This is a genomic window from Vreelandella sp. EE27 (genome assembly GCF_968206495.1).
Genome location: NZ_OZ309109.1, coordinates 3,226,703 through 3,245,078, shown reverse-complemented (window position 1 = coordinate 3,245,078; position 18,376 = coordinate 3,226,703). Strand labels below are relative to the sequence as shown.

Sequence of the window (18,376 nt, the reverse complement as noted above, 5' to 3'; positions counted from 1 at the left end):
ACTCGAGACCTTTAGGGGAGAATTACTGTGGAACTGCTTTCCGGCGCAGACATGATCGCCCGCTTCTTGAAAGACGAGGGCGTCGAATATATTTATGGGTACCCCGGCGGGGCGGCGCTGCATATCTACGATGCGCTTTTCCGTCAGGACGATGTCAAACATATCCTCGTTCGCCACGAACAGGCAGCGACCCACGCCGCCGATGGCTACGCACGCGCCTCCGGCAAGCCCGGCGTGGTGCTGGTGACCTCCGGGCCCGGGGCGACCAACGCCGTGACTGGCATCGCCACTGCCTACATGGACTCCATTCCCATGGTCGTTTTGTGCGGCCAGGTGGCGAGCCACTTGATTGGCGAAGACGCTTTCCAGGAAACCGATATCGTGGGCGTGACGCGCCCGATCGTGAAGCACAGCTTCTCGATCCGTCACCCCTCCGAGATTCCGGACGTGCTGAAAAAGGCGTTTTATCTTGCCTCGACCGGCCGCCCGGGCCCGGTGGTGGTCGATATCCCCAAGGATATGACCGCTCCGACCGAGCGCTACGAGTACACCTACCCGAAAAAGGTCAAGCTGCGCTCGTATAACCCGGTCAACCGTGGCCATACCGGCCAGATCAAAAAGGCCGTGGAGCTGATGCTCAAGGCCAAGCGCCCGGTTTTTTATACCGGCGGCGGCGTGGTGACGGGCAATGCCAGTGAAGGCCTGACAGACCTGGTCAAAAAGCTCGGCTTTCCGATCACCACCACCCTGATGGGCATTGGCGCCTACCCGCAAAGCGACAAGCAGTGCTTGGGATGGCTTGGGATGCACGGCTCTTATGAGTCGAACATGGCCATGCACCACGCGGATCTGATCATCGCCATTGGTGCGCGCTTTGATGACCGGGTGACCAACAACACCTCCAAGTTCTGCCCCACGGCCAAGATCATTCACGTCGACGTGGACCCGAGCTCGATCTCCAAGACCGTGCGCGCGGACGTGCCGATCGTCGGCCCCGCGGCGGGCGTCATCAACGAGATGATCAGCCTGACCCAGGGCCGTACGGTGGAGCATGCCCAGGCGCTTAGCGAGTGGTGGGAGAAAATCGACGGCTGGCGCTTTGAGCGTGAAGGCAAGCTTTATGAGCCTTCCAAAGCCGGTGAGGCGCTCAAGCCCCAGGAAGTGGTCGAGGCGGTGTGTCGCGTCACGCGGGGTGAGGCGTTCGTCACCACCGACGTGGGTCAGCACCAGATGTTTGCCGCCCAGTACTACAAGTTCGACAAGCCCAACCGGCTGGTCACCTCTGGCGGGCTTGGCACCATGGGCTTTGGTTTTCCGGCGGCCATGGGCATCAAGAAGAGCTACCCGGATGACGACGTGGTGTGCATCACCGGCGAAGGCAGCTTCCAGATGATGATGCAGGAACTCTCGACCTGTAAGCAGTACGGGGTGGGGGTCAAAATCGTCAATCTGAACAACCAGTCGCTGGGGATGGTGCGCCAATGGCAGGACTTGAACTACAAGTCACGCCACGCCCACTCCTACATGGAGTCGCTACCGGATTTTCATCTGTTGATCGAGGCCTATGGCTTCACCGCGATCACCGTGACCACCATGGAGGAGCTCGAGCCGGCGCTGGAGCGAGCCTTTGCCGACAAGCACGAGCTGGTGTTTTTGGATATCAAGGTCGACCCCTTCGAGCACGTCTATCCGATGCAGGTGCCCCTGGGCGCGATGCGCGACATGCTGCTGTCTAAAACGGAGCGTACCTGATGCGTCATATCATCTCGATTCTTCTGGAAAACGAACCGGGTGCGCTATCACGTGTGGTGGGCTTGTTTTCTCAGCGTAATTACAACATCGAAACCCTCAACGTGGCGCCCACCGAGGACCCGTCTCTGTCGCGTTTGACGGTTACGACGGTGGGCGACGACCGGGTGATCGAGCAGATCACCAAGCACCTCAACAAGCTGATCGACGTGGTCAAGCTGGTCGATTTGACCGAGGGCAACCACATCGAGCGCGAGCTGATGCTGGTGAAGGTCAAAGCGCTGGGCGCGGCCCGGGACGAAGTGAAGCGCACGGTGGATATCTTCCGCGCGCAGATCGTCGACGTCACCCCGAGTCTCTACACCGTGCAAATCACCGGCGACGCCGCCAAGCTGGACGCCTTCCTTCAGGCGATGGCGCCGGTCGGCATTCTCGAAGTAGGGCGCACCGGGGTCTCGGGTATTGCCCGGGGGGATAAGGTGCTGTCGCTTTAATCTGAGCGAAAGTACCCGCTGTCATTAGCGAAAAAACCGGTCAACGCCAGTTGACCGGTTTTTTTAATGAATGGGGTTAGCCAATCTCACCGACTACCCCATGGAAGGCCTCAGCGCGCCGCCGACGGTAGAACATACTGTGGTTGCGGTAGCCATATAAAAGCTACTCGTCTCCTTCAAAAGCCACACAGTCCTGATGATACTGGTCGGTAAAATCATCCACGGAAGAAAACATATTCAGGTCATAAGTAGACGCCTTGGCTAGGGCGAGGTCATGAGAATAAGAATCACTCGTCTCCTTTTGTTTGGCTTTCTCTAATTCTTCTTCTTCAAAATCTCTGGATACAGTGCTGCCGGACAAGTGCTCTCGCATCAACATCCCAGCCACTGCAGCTGCCATTTCGCACGATTGGGGGCGAGAATAGGCATGTGAAGTTATTGTGGTGCCATTATAAGATTCGATAGTGTCGCTGGTACGTGCTCCAAAACTATCGAAGGTATCAGCTTGTACGACGCTACAGCTGAGCAGGAAAACGGCTGCTGTGGTAAGTAGTTGCTTATGGTGCATTCTGGTTGGCTCTTGGTTAGTCAAAGGTGTGGGGCTTGGCAACGCATAAAACATACCGAGGGGCGACGAGTGGTCAATGAGTTGAATGACCGACCAGGAAGCTCCTCGATTGGAAAGCATCGGCACAAGCGCGCTTGGCTGATGATTAAGAAGCCCTGAGTATCGCAAATGCTGCATTGATAGCTTGAATTAAGTATTAGAGGTCTGGAGCTACTTTTCCTCTAGACAGTCTTGATAGAATTGTTCGCTAAAGCTTTCGTGTGAAGAGAATTCGTCCAAGTCATACGAGTAAGCTTTGATAAGAGCCAATTCTATACTCTCCATCTGATGGTTAGCCTCTGCCTGCTTTACCGAGGCTTCAAGTTCGTCTCCTTCAAGCGTTTCACGATCAGGGGCTCCTGCCAAATAGGCCGCTGCCACTGGTGCTGCTGTCTGTGATGCCGCTCGGCATGAATCTGTTTGTTCATAAAATCCGTTCGGTGATTCGACTGTTCGCGCTCCAAAACTATTGTAATAATCAGCTTGGGCGGTGCTGCTGGCAATTAATAGAGCGAATGCAGTTATGAAGAGCGGTTTTTTACGCATCGGTTTTCTATCCTGGTTTTATCAAATTAAGTTAAAGTAGGGTCTCCTGATCGAAATGGTTAGTCAATAGTTTTGCCGATTAATGAGTGCTCAGGTTGTACAGGGCTCGAAAAGCAGTGGGGGAATGCTGCTGCTGTTAGTAACCATAGTGCCTGCGGCCTCGAATGATATCCGAACGATGGCCTGAATAATGAATGGAGATTTTATGCCGTTATTTAAAATGTGGGTCGCCATCCTGTTGATGGCCATGGCGCTGCCTGCCTGCGCCAATTTCTCTACCTATTCAAAGCAGCCGGATAGCTACTTTTCCGATCCAGTGCAACTTGCGCTTGCCGAAGCAGCCGGACGAGGCGATATCGAGGCCATGCAGCAGGCACTGGAGGCGGGCGCCGACCCCAACGCGCCCGGTGAAGACGGTATGACACCGCTTTTCTGGTCAGTCACGATGGAGGCCAATATCGAGGCTTTTCGCTATATGCTGGGCCAAGGCGGTGATCCCAATTTAGTAGTGGTCGATGAAGGTAAGCCTGGAACGAGTACTATTTATCTCATATACCAAGCCTATAGAAATCCGAATCCCGCTTTCATCGAAGCGGTTTTAGAGGCGGGAGCGGACCCTGATACAGAAGTTCATGAGCAGAAAACGTTATTATTTGAAAGTATGACTGACGAGTATATTGATCAAATAAGGTTGTTAATATCCTATGGCGCTAATGTTAACTACCTAGGAAAATTTGAAAATACGCCATTAAATGAGGCTGTGATAGGCACTGAATATAAAACTGCACTTGCGCTACTTAATGCCGGAGCTGATCCTGAAATGAAAAATGTTAACGGAAAATCTACTATTGATACTATAAAAATATTCCATGATAGGGCGGGTGGCGAGAACTATAGAGCTTTCATAGATTCTTTAAAAGAAAAAGGTTATCTCGACGAGTCCTTTTGAGTTTGAGTCTTTAGATGAAAAGATCGTCACAACACGGCTAGGCACTAACGGAATTTATTGTGGTCAGCACCTTCCTGCTGGTCCCACTGTTTTTGATCGTGCCGGTTTTGGCAAAAGTGATTTCCCAAAAGCAGGATTAGAAGTTGAATGCTGGCTTGTTTTTAACAACCCCATAAACGAGCTAAAGCCAGACGGCCTTGGTCGACTGGTTCTTCGTTGTTCAACTGGACTAGCTGACCTTGATCTCTTTCTGAGTAGTGAAAGGGGAAGGTCGGTAGCGTGGCCCGTGACGAAGTAAAGCGGATGGTCGTTATCTTTCGCGCGTATATCGTCGGCTTCACGGCGGGTCACTACACCGTACAAATCACCGGCGACGCCGCCAAGCCGAGCGCCTTCCTTCAGGCAGTGGCCCCGGACGGCATACTCAAAGTGGGGCTCGCCGGTGGGCGGGGTTGCCCGGGGATAATGTGTGTCGCTTTAACGCGTTAGCTAATATGGCTATCGCGCGGCAAAAAGCCAATCAGCAGAAGCTGACCGGCTTTTTGGTTAAGGTGTATCAATAACAACCGATGGCTAGCCAGTACGTGTACGGTGTAACCCAAGCGATAGGTGTAGCTGATGACACGAGAGTGAAGCCTACTCAATCCTCCAAGCAGTCCTGATAAAACTGCTCACGAAAACTCTCGGCAGAAGAAAACTCGTCCAGGTCGTAGGTGTACACTTTAACTATAGCCAACCCGGTTGACATGATGCTGTAATCTTCCTCGGCTTGCTGTACTTCCTCCTCGAGTTCATCATCCTCGATAACGGGATGCTTGGGCGCGCCTGCCAAATGATTATCCATGATCGATCCCGCCATTTGCGAGACCATGTCACATGAATCTTCTTGGGTAAATAATCCGCTTGTATTTTGTTTAAGCACTTGGTCGCGTGCAGCGCCGTAGCTATTAAAATAGTCGGCATAAGCAGCGGTGCTGCCCATCATTAAAGCTGCCATTATGGCAAGCAAGTTATTTTTAAGCATCGACTTTCTCTCTTGATTGTTTCAGGTTAAGTTAATGTAGAGTGTCTTGATCATGGTGATTCGTCAATAGTGTTGTCGATTGCTTGGGTGTGGAAGGGGCGCAGCGCTTCTAAAAGCATCGCTATGCTGCTTTCCATGAGCGCGCAGCTTATAACGCCAGCTAATGCCAAGTCGGCACATTGAAAACGAATGGAGATTTTATGCAAATACTAAAAGTTTGGGCCTTGATCTTACTGATGGCCATGGCGCTGCCTGCCTGCGCCAATTTCTCTACCTATTCACAGAAACCGGGTAGCTACTTTTCCGATCCGGTGCAACTGGCGCTTGCCGAGGCAGCCGGGCGAGGCGATCTCGAGGCCATGCAGCAGGCACTGGATGCGGGCGCCGATCCCAACGCGCTTGGTGAAGACGGCATGACACCGCTTTTCTGGTCAGTCACGATGGAGGCCAATATCGAGGCGTTTCGCTACATGCTGAGTCATGGTGGCGATCCCAACTTGGTAGTGGTCGATGAAGATAAGCCTGGAACAAGTACTATTTATCTCATATACCAAGCCTATAGAAATCCGGATCCCGCTTTTATCGAAGCCGCCTTAGAGGCGGGAGCAGATCCAGACACAGAAATTCATGAGCAAAGCACCCTATTTTTTGAAAGTATGACGGACGAATATATCGACCAAATAAAGTTGTTGATAGCTTATGGTGCTGATGTTAGTTATCCAGGCCAATTTGATTATACACCGCTATATCAGGCTGTAATAGGTGATGAATATCAGACTGCATTGGCACTGCTGGACGCCGGAGCTGATCCTGAAATTGAAAATACCAATAAAAGTTCTGCTATAAGCGCTATAAAAAATTTCCATGATAGAAAAGGAGGAGAAACATATAGAGCTCTCATAGATGCATTAAAAGAAAAAGGTTATCTCGACGAGTCCTTTTGAGTTTGAGTCTTTAGATGAAAAGATCGTCACAACAAGGCCAGGCACTAACGGAATTTATTGTGGCCAGCACCTTCCTGCTGGTCCCACGGTTTCTGATCGTGCCGGTTTTGACAAAAGTGATTTTCCAAACGCAGCACTCGATTCAGGCGCTTGCGATTTCGCCAGCTGTTTACAGTGCTGCTTTTTTGCGCATCCAAGGCTATTTTGCTAATTTTGATTAATTTCAAATACCGAAAGCCGTGCGATTCGCCAAAAACTCTTCAGTGCTCGTTCACCGTAGCCCAAAAAGCATCGATCATCGGTGTTTTCAAACGCCGGTTGAGCACGCAAAGGCCTACATCGTAGTGGGGGAGCTCGGGTTTGACCGGCAGAACCTGCACGCGTCCGGCCAGCGGGCTGTTATCCAGCACGATTTTGGGCACTACTCCGACCCCAAAGCCCAGCGCCACCATGCTGACGATCGCTTCATGCCCGGCCACTTGGGCGTAGATGCGTGGCGCTACGCCCATCGCCTTGAACCAGGTATTGGCGTACTCCCGCGATAATCCGGCTTCCGAGAGAATCATCGGCACCTCTCGCCATTGCTCGGCGGTGGAGCTTGCCGGTGCTTTGGGCAGCCACGCGTAAGCGTACATCGGTGCGATAAACAGCAGCGGCGAGCGGGTGAGGGACTTGAAGGTGAGGGCGCTTGGCGGGATGCGCGGGCGCGGGGTGATCGCCATGTCGTCCTGGCCTTCCAGCACGCGGGACATCGCCTCGGCCGGGTCGCCGGTGTGTAGCTTGAGTTCGATACCGGGGTGGCGCTGGCGTACGTCGCTCAAAAGTTCGTACAGAAAGCTGTAGCTGGCGGTTACCGAGCAGTAAATGCTGATTTCACCGAAAAGCTCCGTTGCCCCGGCGGCCAGGGTGCGCTTTTGAAGCTCCCACTGCTCGAGTGCTTCCCGGGCGTAGCGCTGAAATGCTTCTCCCTGGGGGGTGAGCGTCACATGGCGGTTGTCGCGCTCGAAAAGCCGCGCGCTCAATTCGCTTTCCAATTGTTGGATCGAACGGCTAAGCGTCGAGGGGCTTATGTGGCAAAGCTCGCTGGCGCGGCCGAAGTGCAGCGTATCCGAAAGCGCCAGGGCGTGTTTAAACAGGCGGAAGTCCATCGCAGTCTCTGTGTTTCACTATTTGAAATAGTATCTTGCAAATATAGCGTTTTACGCAACGATTGGCGCGGCGTAGAGTTAACTTATCGCCACATACCGACGCCGCACCACGGCTCGGTTGGCCAGCAACGCTGAAACCGTTTCGCATAAACGGTTTAAAAAGACACGATTCGATAACGACTTTTAGGAGACCACCATGCGCGTTTTTTACGATAAAGATTGCGACCTTTCTCTGATCCAGGCCAAGAAGGTCACCATCGTGGGTTACGGCTCCCAGGGGCACGCCCACGCCAACAACCTGAAAGAGTCCGGTGTCGATGTCACCGTGGCGCTGCGCCAGGGGTCTTCCTCTGCTTCCAAGGCCGAAGCGGCGGGTCTTAACGTGGCAAGCGTTGCCGATGCGTGCAAAACCGCCGACGTGGTGATGCTGCTCGCCCCGGACGAGAACCAGAAAGCGATCTACGAGCAGGAAGTCGAGCCGAACCTGAAAGAGGGCGCGACGTTGGCGTTCGCCCACGGCTTCAACATCCACTACAACCAGATCGAGCCGCGCCAGGACCTGGACGTGATCATGATCGCGCCGAAAGCGCCGGGCCATACCGTGCGTTCCGAGTTCGTCAAAGGCGGCGGCATCCCGGATCTAATTGCCATTCACCAGGATGCATCCGGCAACGCCAAGGAACTCGCGCTCTCTTACGCCGCGGGCGTGGGCGGTGGTCGCAGCGGTATCATCGAAACTACCTTTAAAGATGAAACCGAAACCGATTTGTTCGGCGAGCAGGCAGTCCTTTGCGGTGGCGCGGTCGAGCTTGTAAAAGCGGGCTTCGAAACGTTGACCGAAGCGGGCTACGCGCCGGAAATGGCCTACTTCGAGTGCCTGCACGAGCTCAAGCTGATCGTCGACTTGATGTATGAAGGCGGCATCGCCAACATGAACTACTCGATCTCCAACAATGCGGAGTACGGCGAGTACGTGACCGGCACCGAAGTGATCAACGAACAGTCTCGCGAGGCGATGCGCAACGCGCTCAAGCGCATTCAGACTGGCGAGTACGCCAAGATGTTCATCAGCGAAGGTACTTCCAACTACCCGTCGATGACCGCGCGCCGTCGTCTGAACGCCGAGCACGAAATCGAGCAGGTCGGTGCCAAACTGCGCGGCATGATGCCGTGGATCGCGGCCAACCAACTGGTCGACAAGAGCAAAAACTGATTCGATACCTGTATCGTTGAGTGGGTTGCTATTAAAGAAGGGCGCGTTTATCGCGCCCTTTTTGCGTTTGGTGCCGGGTGCCAATAGCGGTAGCCGTTGGCCGGGTAGCGTGTAGAATGAAAACCTGCCTATACATGACTTCACATTAGGGATGACGCTTATGACTCAGGATGCCCGCGACCAAGAGCCAGGACATACTCCGCCGCCTTATAATCCAGAGAAGGACAGCGAGTCGGTCAGTAACGAAGATCTCGCCACGGCATTTTTGCGCGAAACCGAGGTCGTCGAAGAAGCCGTCGAAGACGGTCAGAAGATCCGTCGCAAAGGCATTTACCTGCTGCCCAATCTGTTTACGACCTCGGCGTTGTTCTCCGGCTTTTTTGCGGTGGTCGCCGGTATCAACGGTGATTTTAGCGCGGCGGCGGTGGCTATCTTCATCGCCATGGTGCTCGACGGCCTCGATGGCCGCGTGGCGCGTATGACCAATACGCAAAGCGCCTTCGGCGCCGAGTATGACAGTCTGGCCGACATGATCTCCTTTGGCATGGCGCCGGCACTGGTGGCGTTTAGCTGGATTCTTCAGGATATCGGCAAGACCGGTTGGGTCGTCGCCTTCTTGTACGTCGCCTGTGCCGCGCTCAGATTGGCGCGCTTCAATGTGCAGATCGGCAGTACCGACAAGAAGTGGTTCATCGGCTTGCCAAGTCCTTCCGCCGCCGCACTGGTTGCCGCCAGCGTTTGGACCTTCCACAGCTTTGATGCCGATGCCTTTGGCTTCAAGCTTTTAATGCTGGTCGTGGTGGGTGCGGCAGGCGTGTTGATGGTGAGTAACATTCGCTACTACAGTTTCAAGGAGCTCGACTTCAAAAAGCCGGTACCTTTTGTCGTACTACTGGCCGTCGTGCTCGGTTTTGTCATGATCTCGGTCGAGCCATCGGTCATGCTACTACTACTGTTTGGCGCGTATGTGCTCTCGGGCCCGGTTTACGCGGTTGTGCGCAAGGCTAAAAGCAAGGGCAAACAGGGCGGTACCCGCTAAAGATTACGCTGGCGTGACGCTTATGTGTTCTTTTAATAAAGCTTTTTCAAAAAGCCCTTGCACTCGAGCCGGTGAATCCGTAAAGTACGCATCCGCTGCCGGGGACGCAAGGCGTTGCCAGCGGTAAATGAGAGTGAAAACTCTCGGTTTGTCAGGAAGTTAGCGGTTTTTTGTTCGCTCGCTTCAGTCGCCAAAATCGGCGGTTGACAAGCTTCAGGAAATGCGTAGAATACGCCTTCCTCGCTACGGCAACCGGCTCAGGTCATCGAGTCAAGTATTAGCCGAAGCGAAACCGCTCTTTAACAATTTGATCAGGTAATTCATGTGGGCGTTTGCCGATGAGGGTGACAAGTCACCAAATATCAAGGCAAGCGCACAAGAAGAATTTTCGAATTCTTCAAATTCGTTTGAACCTTGAGCCAGGATTGATTCGCCTCTGTTGCTTTCGAGCGACAGGCAAGAATCACAATGATTTTAAACTGAAGAGTTTGATCATGGCTCAGATTGAACGCTGGCGGCAGGCTTAACACATGCAAGTCGAGCGGTAACAGGTCCAGCTTGCTGGACGCTGACGAGCGGCGGACGGGTGAGTAATGCATAGGAATCTACCCGGTAGTGGGGGATAACCTGGGGAAACCCAGGCTAATACCGCATACGTCCTACGGGAGAAAGGGGGCCTTGGCTCCCGCTATCGGATGAGCCTATGTCGGATTAGCTGGTTGGTGAGGTAACGGCTCACCAAGGCAACGATCCGTAGCTGGTCTGAGAGGATGATCAGCCACATCGGGACTGAGACACGGCCCGAACTCCTACGGGAGGCAGCAGTGGGGAATATTGGACAATGGGCGCAAGCCTGATCCAGCCATGCCGCGTGTGTGAAGAAGGCTTTCGGGTTGTAAAGCACTTTCAGCGAGGAAGAACGCCTGGCGGTTAATACCCGCCAGGAAAGACATCACTCGCAGAAGAAGCACCGGCTAACTCCGTGCCAGCAGCCGCGGTAATACGGAGGGTGCAAGCGTTAATCGGAATTACTGGGCGTAAAGCGCGCGTAGGTGGCATGACAAGCCGGTTGTGAAAGCCCCGGGCTCAACCTGGGAACGGCATCCGGAACTGTCACGCTAGAGTGCAGGAGAGGAAGGTGGAATTCCCGGTGTAGCGGTGAAATGCGTAGAGATCGGGAGGAATACCAGTGGCGAAGGCGGCCTTCTGGACTGACACTGACACTGAGGTGCGAAAGCGTGGGTAGCAAACAGGATTAGATACCCTGGTAGTCCACGCCGTAAACGATGTCGACCAGCCGTTGGGTGCCTTGTGCACTTTGTGGCGAAGTTAACGCGATAAGTCGACCGCCTGGGGAGTACGGCCGCAAGGTTAAAACTCAAATGAATTGACGGGGGCCCGCACAAGCGGTGGAGCATGTGGTTTAATTCGATGCAACGCGAAGAACCTTACCTACCCTTGACATCCTGCGAACCCGGAAGAGATTCCGGGGTGCCTTCGGGAACGCAGAGACAGGTGCTGCATGGCTGTCGTCAGCTCGTGTTGTGAAATGTTGGGTTAAGTCCCGTAACGAGCGCAACCCTTGTCCCTATTTGCCAGCACGTAATGGTGGGAACTCTAGGGAGACTGCCGGTGACAAACCGGAGGAAGGTGGGGACGACGTCAAGTCATCATGGCCCTTACGGGTAGGGCTACACACGTGCTACAATGGCCGGTACAAAGGGCTGCGAACTCGCGAGAGTAAGCGAATCCCAGAAAGCCGGTCTCAGTCCGGATCGGAGTCTGCAACTCGACTCCGTGAAGTCGGAATCGCTAGTAATCGTGGATCAGAATGCCACGGTGAATACGTTCCCGGGCCTTGTACACACCGCCCGTCACACCATGGGAGTGGACTGCACCAGAAGTGGTTAGCCTAACTTTGGAGGGCGATCACCACGGTGTGGTTCATGACTGGGGTGAAGTCGTAACAAGGTAGCCGTAGGGGAACCTGCGGCTGGATCACCTCCTTAAACGATGCGTCACTCTCCCGGCAAGCGCTCACAATGAATTACCTGATCAAGTAGCTGCTAAATGAGCAGTGATAAGTCAATCGCCTTCGGCGATGCCTTATCACTGCTTATGGCAGTCGCTCTTTAACAATGTATATCATGCTGACAGTATCGAATGACGATACGAAGACAAAAGCCCCCGGGCTTGCGTGTTCGTGGCGTGATCTCGATACGCAATTGTTTTGTGATACGTTTCAAGCGTATCCGGCAATCGTTGTCATTGCGGGATCCAGACTCCTTCGGGTTATAGGGTCAAGCAATGAAGCGCACACGGTGGATGCCTAGGCAGTCAGAGGCGATGAAAGACGTTGTAGCCTGCGATAAGGTTCGGTGAGGTGGCAAACAACCTGTGACCCGGACATCTCTGAATGGGGAAACCCACTGACCACAAGGTCAGTATCGTATCCTGAATACATAGGGATACGAGGCGAACCGGGGGAACTGAAACATCTAAGTACCCCGAGGAAAAGAAATCAACCGAGATTCCCCCAGTAGCGGCGAGCGAACGGGGACCAGCCCTTAAGCATGTGAATGGCTAGACGAACGGATTGGGAAGTCCGGCCGTAGCGGGTGATAGCCCCGTAGTCGAAAGTCTGATCATGTGAAATCGAGTAGGTCGGGGCACGAGAAACCCTGATTGAAGACGGGGGGACCATCCTCCAAGGCTAAATACTCCTGACTGACCGATAGTGAACCAGTACCGTGAGGGAAAGGCGAAAAGAACCCCGGCGAGGGGAGTGAAATAGATCCTGAAACCGTGTGCGTACAAGCAGTAGGAGCCCACTTGTTGGGTGACTGCGTACCTTTTGTATAATGGGTCAGCGACTTATATTCAGTGGCGAGCTTAACCGATAGGGGAGGCGTAGCGAAAGCGAGTCTTAACTGGGCGACCAGTCGCTGGATATAGACCCGAAACCGGGCGATCTATCCATGAGCAGGGTGAAGGTTGAGTAACATCAACTGGAGGCCCGAACCAGGATCTGTTGAAAAAGATTTGGATGACTTGTGGATCGGAGTGAAAGGCTAATCAAGCCCGGAGATAGCTGGTTCTCCTCGAAAGCTATTTAGGTAGCGCCTCACGTATCACCACCGGGGGTAGAGCACTGTTTCGGCTAGGGGGCCATCCCGGCTTACCAACCCGAGGCAAACTCCGAATACCGGTGAGTGCAGCGTGGGAGACACACGGCGGGTGCTAACGTCCGTCGTGAAAAGGGCAACAACCCGGACCGTCAGCTAAGGTCCCCAAATCCTGGTTAAGTGGGAAACGATGTGGGAAGGCTCAGACAGCTAGGAGGTTGGCTTAGAAGCAGCCATCCTTTAAAGAAAGCGTAATAGCTCACTAGTCGAGTCGGCCTGCGCGGAAGATGTAACGGGGCTCAAACCAGGTACCGAAGCTACGGGTTCATCCTCTGGATGAGCGGTAGAGGAGCGTCGTGTAAGCCGATGAAGGTGGATCGAGAGGTCTGCTGGAGGTATCACGAGTGCGAATGCTGACATGAGTAACGATAAGGGGAGTGAAAAACTCCCCCGCCGGAAGACCAAGGTTTTCTGTTCGATGCTAATCAGAGCAGAGTGAGTCGGCCCCTAAGGCGAGGCCGAAAGGCGTAGTCGATGGGAAACGGGCTAATATTCCCGTACCGGATGTCATTGCGATGGGGGGACGGAGAAGGCTAGGTGAGCCAGGCGTTGGTTGTCCTGGTGAAAGCGAGTAGGCCTGGGTCTCAGGTAAATCCGGGACCCTTTAAAGCCGAGACGCGAGACGAACGGACTATGGTCCGGAAGTCACTGATGCCACGCTTCCAGGAAAAGCCTCTAAGCTTCAGATGACATGCGACCGTACCCCAAACCGACACAGGTGGTCAGGGTGAGAATCCCAAGGCGCTTGAGAGAACTCGGGTGAAGGAACTAGGCAAAATGGTGCCGTAACTTCGGGAGAAGGCACGCCGGATTAGGGTGAGAGGACTTGCTCCTTTAGCCCGAACCGGTCGAAGATACCAGGTGGCTGCAACTGTTTAGTAAAAACACAGCACTCTGCTAACGCGCAAGCGGACGTATAGGGTGTGACGCCTGCCCGGTGCCGGAAGGTTAAGTGATGGTGTTAGCCCTCTGGGCGAAGCTCTTGATCGAAGCCCCGGTAAACGGCGGCCGTAACTATAACGGTCCTAAGGTAGCGAAATTCCTTGTCGGGTAAGTTCCGACCTGCACGAATGGCGTAATGATGGCCACGCTGTCTCCACCCGAGACTCAGTGAAATTGAAATCGCCGTGAAGATGCGGTGTACCCGCGGCTAGACGGAAAGACCCCGTGAACCTTTACTATAGCTTCACACTGGATACTGATGTTGCCTGTGTAGGATAGCTGGGAGGCTTTGAACTCCGGACGCCAGTTCGGAGGGAGCCAACCTTGAAATACCAGCCTGGCATCATTGGTGTTCTCACTCGGGTCCGTTATCCGGATCGAGGACAGTGTGTGGTGGGTAGTTTGACTGGGGCGGTCTCCTCCCAAAGAGTAACGGAGGAGCACGAAGGTACCCTCAGCACGGTCGGACATCGTGCAATGAGTGCAAGAGCATAAGGGTGCTTGACTGCGAGACAGACACGTCGAGCAGGTGCGAAAGCAGGTTCTAGTGATCCGGTGGTTCTGTATGGAAGGGCCATCGCTCAACGGATAAAAGGTACTCCGGGGATAACAGGCTGATACCGCCCAAGAGTTCACATCGACGGCGGTGTTTGGCACCTCGATGTCGGCTCATCACATCCTGGGGCTGAAGTCGGTCCCAAGGGTATGGCTGTTCGCCATTTAAAGTGGTACGCGAGCTGGGTTTAGAACGTCGTGAGACAGTTCGGTCCCTATCTGCCGTGGGCGTTGGATGTTTGAGAAGGGCTGCTCCTAGTACGAGAGGACCGGAGTGGACGCACCTCTGGTGTTCCGGTTGTCACGCCAGTGGCATTGCCGGGTAGCTATGTGCGGACGGGATAACCGCTGAAAGCATCTAAGCGGGAAGCCCCCTTCAAGATGAGACATCCCCGAGGCCTCGAGCCTCCTGAAGGGCCCAGCGAGACCAGCTGGTTGATAGGCACGGTGTGGACGCGCTGCAAGGCGTTGAGCTAACGTGTACTAATGGCCCGTGAGGCTTGACCCTATAACACCCAAGGGGTCTGGTCCTGCAGTGACAACGACGCTCGACAGAGCACCGGATACATTGAGACGATCACAAGACAGTCAGCCGATATACATTGAAAGTTACGCCTGACGACCATGGCTTGCGTGAACCACCCGATCCCTTGCCGAACTCGGAAGTGAAACCGCAACGCGCCGATGGTAGTGTGGGGTCTCCCCATGCGAGAGTAGGTTATCGTCAGGCACCTCTTCGAAAAAGCCCCGAGCACTCTGTGTTCGGGGCTTTTTTATGTGCGCAGGAAAAGGCCCGGGAGAAGACACGGGCACTTGGCAGGGGCGCAAAAAGTATCAGTGCCACTTAGCCCTTGTAGACATTATGGATTGACCTGCCCCTCATCAACGTCATGGGTTATGTTGAGGGCAAGACCACAACGCAGAGCCACTATTAATGGAGGCAGGTCATGACACAGTCTAGCGTAAATAAAACCACTTTTGAAAAGCACGCTGGCGGTGCCAGCGATCTCCACGCCGCGTATATAGGGCTGGACGTGCACAAGGCCACCATCGCGGTTTCCATCGCCGAAGCGGGGCGCCGCGAGCCCGAGTTTCGTGGCGAAATTCCCAACGAGCCCAGGGCCATTGACCGGATGATTCGTCAGCTCAGCCAGCGGTTTGAAGGCCAGCCGCTGTTGTTCAGTTACGAAGCCGGGCCGTGTGGCTACGGGGTCTATCACCAGGTGCAGGCCAGCGGCCATGATGGTGAGGTGGTCGCGCCGTCGCTGATTCCTCGTCGGGCGGGTGATCGTGTCAAGACAGACCGTCGCGACGCGCAGATGCTGGCTCGACTGTCGCGCTCGGGCGAGCTGACGCCCGTGTGGGTGCCCACTCCCGAGCAGGAAGCGATTCGTGATCTAACGCGCGCGCGTGAAGACATGAAAGCCATTGAGCTCAAGGCTCGTCAGCGTCTGAGCGCTTTTCTGCTACGCCACGGCAAGGTCTATTCGGGCAAGAGCAAGTGGGTACCCGGCCACTTCCGCTGGCTGGAAACGGTCCGTTTTGATCACCCCGTTCAGCACATCGTGCTGCAGGAATACATCGAGGCGGTACGAGAGGCCCAGCGGCGAGTGGCAGGTCTGGAGAAGCAGATGCAGGCGGCCCTGCCGGGCTGGTCACTGGCGCCGGTGGTCAAGGCGTTAATGGCGATGCGCGGCGTTAACCTGATTACCGCGATGACGGTGCTGGCGGAACTCGGTGATATTAGCCGCTTCGATTCACCGCGGCAGCTGATGGCCTACCTGGGGCTGGTGCCCAGCGAGCACTCCAGTGGCGGCAGCCGCCGCCAGGGCGGCATCACGAAAACGGGCAACGGACATGTGCGCCGCGTGCTGGTCGAGGCCGCCTGGAGTTACCGCTTCCCGGCACGCAAGACGCGCATTATCGAGCAGCGAGCCGAACAGACCACGCCCACAGTCCAGGCCATCGCCTGGGAAGCGCAGAAGCGCCTCTGCGGGCGATACCGCCGGCTGGCCGCTACCGGCAAGATCAAGCAACAGGTCGTCACGGCCGTGGCACGTGAGATGGCGGGCTTTTTATGGGCGGTTGCCTGTGAGGTGATGGGCAAACCGCACGGCAGTCGAGCGACGGCATGAGCCTGATCTCTCGGTGCCCATGGGTCAGGGAGTGTTGGGCCGGTGGGAGAACCCCTGAGGCTCCCATGAGGCCCCCACCCTCCGGGGTTGGGTGACCCTCGCTTGTAGAGCAGGGTAGCTCCGCGACGAAGTGATGACAGGTCGGTACCCAACCCACGAATACCAGAGAGATCCACCGTCGCTGATAGCCCTTCGCTCCCTGACCCATGGACACCGAGAGCAGCAGCATGAACGAAAGAAACAATCGAGCCCTTGACGGATCAATCCATACCAGGAGCCCAATTTCATTGGGCGATGGCGGCGTCAGCCGCCCGGGGTGGAATCCGCCACCGTGCCCGCCGCCCACCCAAGCGGCGCGGTGCGCCGCATCGCTGGCTGAAGCCTGCTCCTACAAAAGCAGGGGGGCACAACAAGGGTATCTTGCCTCCGTACCCTGTAGGAGCCCGATTCATTGGTGGTCCGACACCTCGGCGATGGCGGCGTCAGCCGCCCGGGGTTGGATTCGCCACCGTGCCGGCCGTCCACCCCGGCGGCGCGTTGCGCCGCATCGCGGGCTGAAGCCTGCTCCTACAAGGGCACAAAGTGGCCCTTAACGGCAGATGCTTTCCAGTGCTTCCATCAGGCTATCCATTTCGTCGTCGGTGCCGATGGTGATGCGCAGGAAGTTGGCGAGCGTGTCGGTGTTGAAGTGGCGTACCAGAATGCCGCGTTCGCGCAGGGCGGCGAAAAGCTGGGCGCCTTCGAACGCCGGGTGCTGGGTGAGCACGAAATTCGCCTTCGAGGGCAACACTTCAAAGCCGAGTGCCTCTAAACGGCCGCACGTGCGCTCGCGGGTCGCGATCACATGGTTGCGGCAGGCGTCGAAATGCGCCTGGTCTTTTAATGCCTCGATACCGACCAGGCTTGCCAGGCTGTCCACCGGGAAGGAGTTGAACGAGTCCTTGACGCGCTGCAGGCCGTCGATCAGCTCGGCTGAGCCGATGGCGTAGCCCAACCGTAGCCCGGCCAGGCTGCGCGATTTGGAGAACGTGCCAGTCACCAGCAAATTCGGATAGCGCTTGGTCAGCGCGACCGCGCTCTCGGCGCCGAAATCGACGTAGGCTTCGTCGATCAGCACTACCCGGTCCGGCACGCGCTGCAAAAGCGCCTCGATGGCGTCGAGGGAGTGAGCGTGGCCGGTCGGCGCGTTGGGGTTGGCCAGAATCACGCCGCTGCGCTCAGTGTTTGCGCTCAGGGCGTCAAGGTCGACCTCCCACTTGGCATCGAGCGCGTGTTGGCGAAGTTCGATACCGTACAAATTGGCGTAAACCGGGTAGAAGCTATAGGTGATCGCCGGCGCATCGAGCGGGGCGCCGTGGCAGAAAAACGCCTTGAAGGCGAAGGCCAGCACTTCATCGGAGCCGTTGCCGACAAAGGTGTTGGTGATATCGACGGCCATGGTGTCGGCAAGCGTTTGGCGAAGCGCGCGGGAGGTAGGGTCCGGGTATAACCGCAGATGATCCGTTGCGTAGCTCCCCAGTGCCTGACCCACGCCCGGCGCCGGGGGGTAAGGGTTTTCATTGGTGTTGAGCTTGATAAGGCGCTCAACGGGCTGCTCGCCGGGCACATACGGGGTGAGTGACCGAACGGCGGGGCTCCAGTATTGGCTCATTAGAGGTAACCTGATTATCCTTGCAAGGAGCATCATGGTGGCCCGGCGCTCGACCCAGCGCAAGTTCTACCGGCTGCGACGTTCTGCGCCTTGGCTGCGTTGCGGTGCCCTTGTGCGATTCCTAAGGTGTCGGGGCTGGGCGTTGCACCTTGTAGCGGTTATGCTGTCACAAGCGCACGAAAGAAATGTATGTCC

14 protein-coding genes and 3 rRNA genes are annotated in these 18,376 nt (G+C 55.6%); 12 read left to right on the top strand and 5 right to left on the bottom strand.

Translation table 11 applies throughout. The features are described 5' to 3' along the window. Window positions 1-27 precede the first annotated feature (27 nt). The gene (locus ACWHVV_RS15205) at window positions 28-1,752 is read left to right on the top strand and encodes an acetolactate synthase 3 large subunit (RefSeq protein ID WP_447926979.1); all 1,725 of its coding nucleotides are present in this window, start codon (window positions 28-30) and stop codon (window positions 1,750-1,752) included. Continuing rightward, window positions 1,752-2,243 (top strand): acetolactate synthase small subunit, encoded by a 492-nt coding sequence (ilvN, locus tag ACWHVV_RS15200; RefSeq protein WP_447529874.1) that lies wholly within the window; start codon window positions 1,752-1,754, stop codon window positions 2,241-2,243. The genes ACWHVV_RS15205 and ilvN overlap by 1 nt, the downstream gene beginning before the upstream one ends. A gap of 163 nt (window positions 2,244-2,406) precedes the next feature. Here the strand turns inward: ilvN and ACWHVV_RS15195 are convergent, their stop codons facing one another. Together ACWHVV_RS15195 and ACWHVV_RS15190 are read right to left on the bottom strand one after the other, a co-directional pair. After that, on the bottom strand, window positions 2,407-2,811 hold the full coding sequence (locus tag ACWHVV_RS15195) for a hypothetical protein (protein ID WP_447894282.1): 405 nt from the start codon (window positions 2,809-2,811) through the stop codon (window positions 2,407-2,409). Window positions 2,812-3,021: 210 nt separating this feature from the next. Continuing rightward, window positions 3,022-3,396 (bottom strand): hypothetical protein, encoded by a 375-nt coding sequence (locus tag ACWHVV_RS15190; protein WP_447926978.1) that lies wholly within the window; start codon window positions 3,394-3,396, stop codon window positions 3,022-3,024. Window positions 3,397-3,601: 205 nt separating this feature from the next. Between ACWHVV_RS15190 and ACWHVV_RS15185 the strand changes: the two genes are divergently transcribed. Both ACWHVV_RS15185 and ACWHVV_RS15180 read left to right on the top strand, forming a co-directional pair. Next, on the top strand, window positions 3,602-4,345 hold the full coding sequence (locus ACWHVV_RS15185; protein WP_447926977.1) for an ankyrin repeat domain-containing protein: 744 nt from the start codon (window positions 3,602-3,604) through the stop codon (window positions 4,343-4,345). Window positions 4,346-4,624: 279 nt separating this feature from the next. Next, complete coding sequence (locus ACWHVV_RS15180; RefSeq protein WP_447926976.1) at window positions 4,625-4,834, top strand: hypothetical protein; 210 nt, start codon at window positions 4,625-4,627, stop codon at window positions 4,832-4,834. A gap of 151 nt (window positions 4,835-4,985) precedes the next feature. On the opposite strand, the gene ACWHVV_RS15175 is transcribed toward ACWHVV_RS15180, so the two are convergent. Beyond that, a complete protein-coding gene (locus tag ACWHVV_RS15175) occupies window positions 4,986-5,369 on the bottom strand; it encodes a hypothetical protein (protein ID WP_447529866.1) in 384 nt (127 codons plus the stop codon). Between the two features lie 200 nt (window positions 5,370-5,569). Here ACWHVV_RS15175 and ACWHVV_RS15170 point away from each other — a divergent pair, with 200 nt between their 5' ends. Both ACWHVV_RS15170 and ACWHVV_RS15165 read left to right on the top strand, forming a co-directional pair. Beyond that, the gene (locus ACWHVV_RS15170; RefSeq protein WP_447926975.1) at window positions 5,570-6,313 is read left to right on the top strand and encodes an ankyrin repeat domain-containing protein; all 744 of its coding nucleotides are present in this window, start codon (window positions 5,570-5,572) and stop codon (window positions 6,311-6,313) included. Window positions 6,314-6,372: 59 nt separating this feature from the next. Next, window positions 6,373-6,534 carry a hypothetical protein gene (locus ACWHVV_RS15165; protein WP_447926974.1) on the top strand — a complete coding sequence of 54 codons (162 nt, stop codon included), beginning with the start codon at window positions 6,373-6,375 and terminating at the stop codon, window positions 6,532-6,534. 39 nt (window positions 6,535-6,573) lie between these two features. Here the strand turns inward: ACWHVV_RS15165 and ilvY are convergent, their stop codons facing one another. Further along, on the bottom strand, window positions 6,574-7,461 hold the full coding sequence (gene ilvY / locus ACWHVV_RS15160; protein WP_447926973.1) for an HTH-type transcriptional activator IlvY: 888 nt from the start codon (window positions 7,459-7,461) through the stop codon (window positions 6,574-6,576). A gap of 196 nt (window positions 7,462-7,657) precedes the next feature. On the opposite strand from ilvY, the gene ilvC reads away from it, so the two are divergent. The 6 genes from ilvC to ACWHVV_RS15130 all read left to right on the top strand — a co-directional run bounded on the left by ilvC (window position 7,658) and on the right by ACWHVV_RS15130 (window position 16,530). Next, on the top strand, window positions 7,658-8,674 hold the full coding sequence (gene ilvC / locus ACWHVV_RS15155) for a ketol-acid reductoisomerase (RefSeq protein WP_447529862.1): 1,017 nt from the start codon (window positions 7,658-7,660) through the stop codon (window positions 8,672-8,674). 160 nt (window positions 8,675-8,834) lie between these two features. Next, window positions 8,835-9,713 (top strand): CDP-diacylglycerol--serine O-phosphatidyltransferase, encoded by an 879-nt coding sequence (pssA, locus tag ACWHVV_RS15150; RefSeq protein ID WP_447926972.1) that lies wholly within the window; start codon window positions 8,835-8,837, stop codon window positions 9,711-9,713. Window positions 9,714-10,189: 476 nt separating this feature from the next. After that, window positions 10,190-11,722, top strand: a 16S ribosomal RNA gene (locus tag ACWHVV_RS15145). A gap of 289 nt (window positions 11,723-12,011) precedes the next feature. Beyond that, window positions 12,012-14,903 (top strand): 23S ribosomal RNA (locus ACWHVV_RS15140). A 106-nt stretch (window positions 14,904-15,009) separates the two neighbouring features. After that, window positions 15,010-15,125 (top strand): 5S ribosomal RNA (gene rrf / locus ACWHVV_RS15135). The 16S, 23S and 5S rRNA genes sit together here, the layout of an rRNA operon. A 217-nt stretch (window positions 15,126-15,342) precedes the next feature. Then, window positions 15,343-16,530, top strand: a complete 1,188-nt coding sequence (locus tag ACWHVV_RS15130; protein WP_447926971.1) for an IS110 family transposase — start codon at window positions 15,343-15,345, stop codon at window positions 16,528-16,530. 589 nt (window positions 16,531-17,119) lie between these two features. Here the strand turns inward: ACWHVV_RS15130 and hisC are convergent. Next, complete coding sequence (hisC, locus tag ACWHVV_RS15125) at window positions 17,120-18,181, bottom strand: histidinol-phosphate transaminase (RefSeq protein WP_447926970.1); 1,062 nt, start codon at window positions 18,179-18,181, stop codon at window positions 17,120-17,122. Window positions 18,182-18,376 lie beyond the last annotated feature (195 nt).

Coding starts and splice junctions, on each gene's coding strand:
- ilvN (WP_447529874.1), top strand. CDS start 1,752: ATGCGTCATATCATCTCGATTCTTCTGGAAAACGAACCGGGTGCGCTA.
- ACWHVV_RS15195 (WP_447894282.1), bottom strand. CDS start 2,811: ATGCACCATAAGCAACTACTTACCACAGCAGCCGTTTTCCTGCTCAGC.
- ACWHVV_RS15190 (WP_447926978.1), bottom strand. CDS start 3,396: ATGCGTAAAAAACCGCTCTTCATAACTGCATTCGCTCTATTAATTGCC.
- ACWHVV_RS15185 (WP_447926977.1), top strand. CDS start 3,602: ATGCCGTTATTTAAAATGTGGGTCGCCATCCTGTTGATGGCCATGGCG.
- ACWHVV_RS15175 (WP_447529866.1), bottom strand. CDS start 5,369: ATGCTTAAAAATAACTTGCTTGCCATAATGGCAGCTTTAATGATGGGC.
- ACWHVV_RS15170 (WP_447926975.1), top strand. CDS start 5,570: ATGCAAATACTAAAAGTTTGGGCCTTGATCTTACTGATGGCCATGGCG.
- ilvY (WP_447926973.1), bottom strand. CDS start 7,461: ATGGACTTCCGCCTGTTTAAACACGCCCTGGCGCTTTCGGATACGCTG.
- ilvC (WP_447529862.1), top strand. CDS start 7,658: ATGCGCGTTTTTTACGATAAAGATTGCGACCTTTCTCTGATCCAGGCC.
- pssA (WP_447926972.1), top strand. CDS start 8,835: ATGACTCAGGATGCCCGCGACCAAGAGCCAGGACATACTCCGCCGCCT.
- ACWHVV_RS15130 (WP_447926971.1), top strand. CDS start 15,343: ATGACACAGTCTAGCGTAAATAAAACCACTTTTGAAAAGCACGCTGGC.
- hisC (WP_447926970.1), bottom strand. CDS start 18,181: ATGAGCCAATACTGGAGCCCCGCCGTTCGGTCACTCACCCCGTATGTG.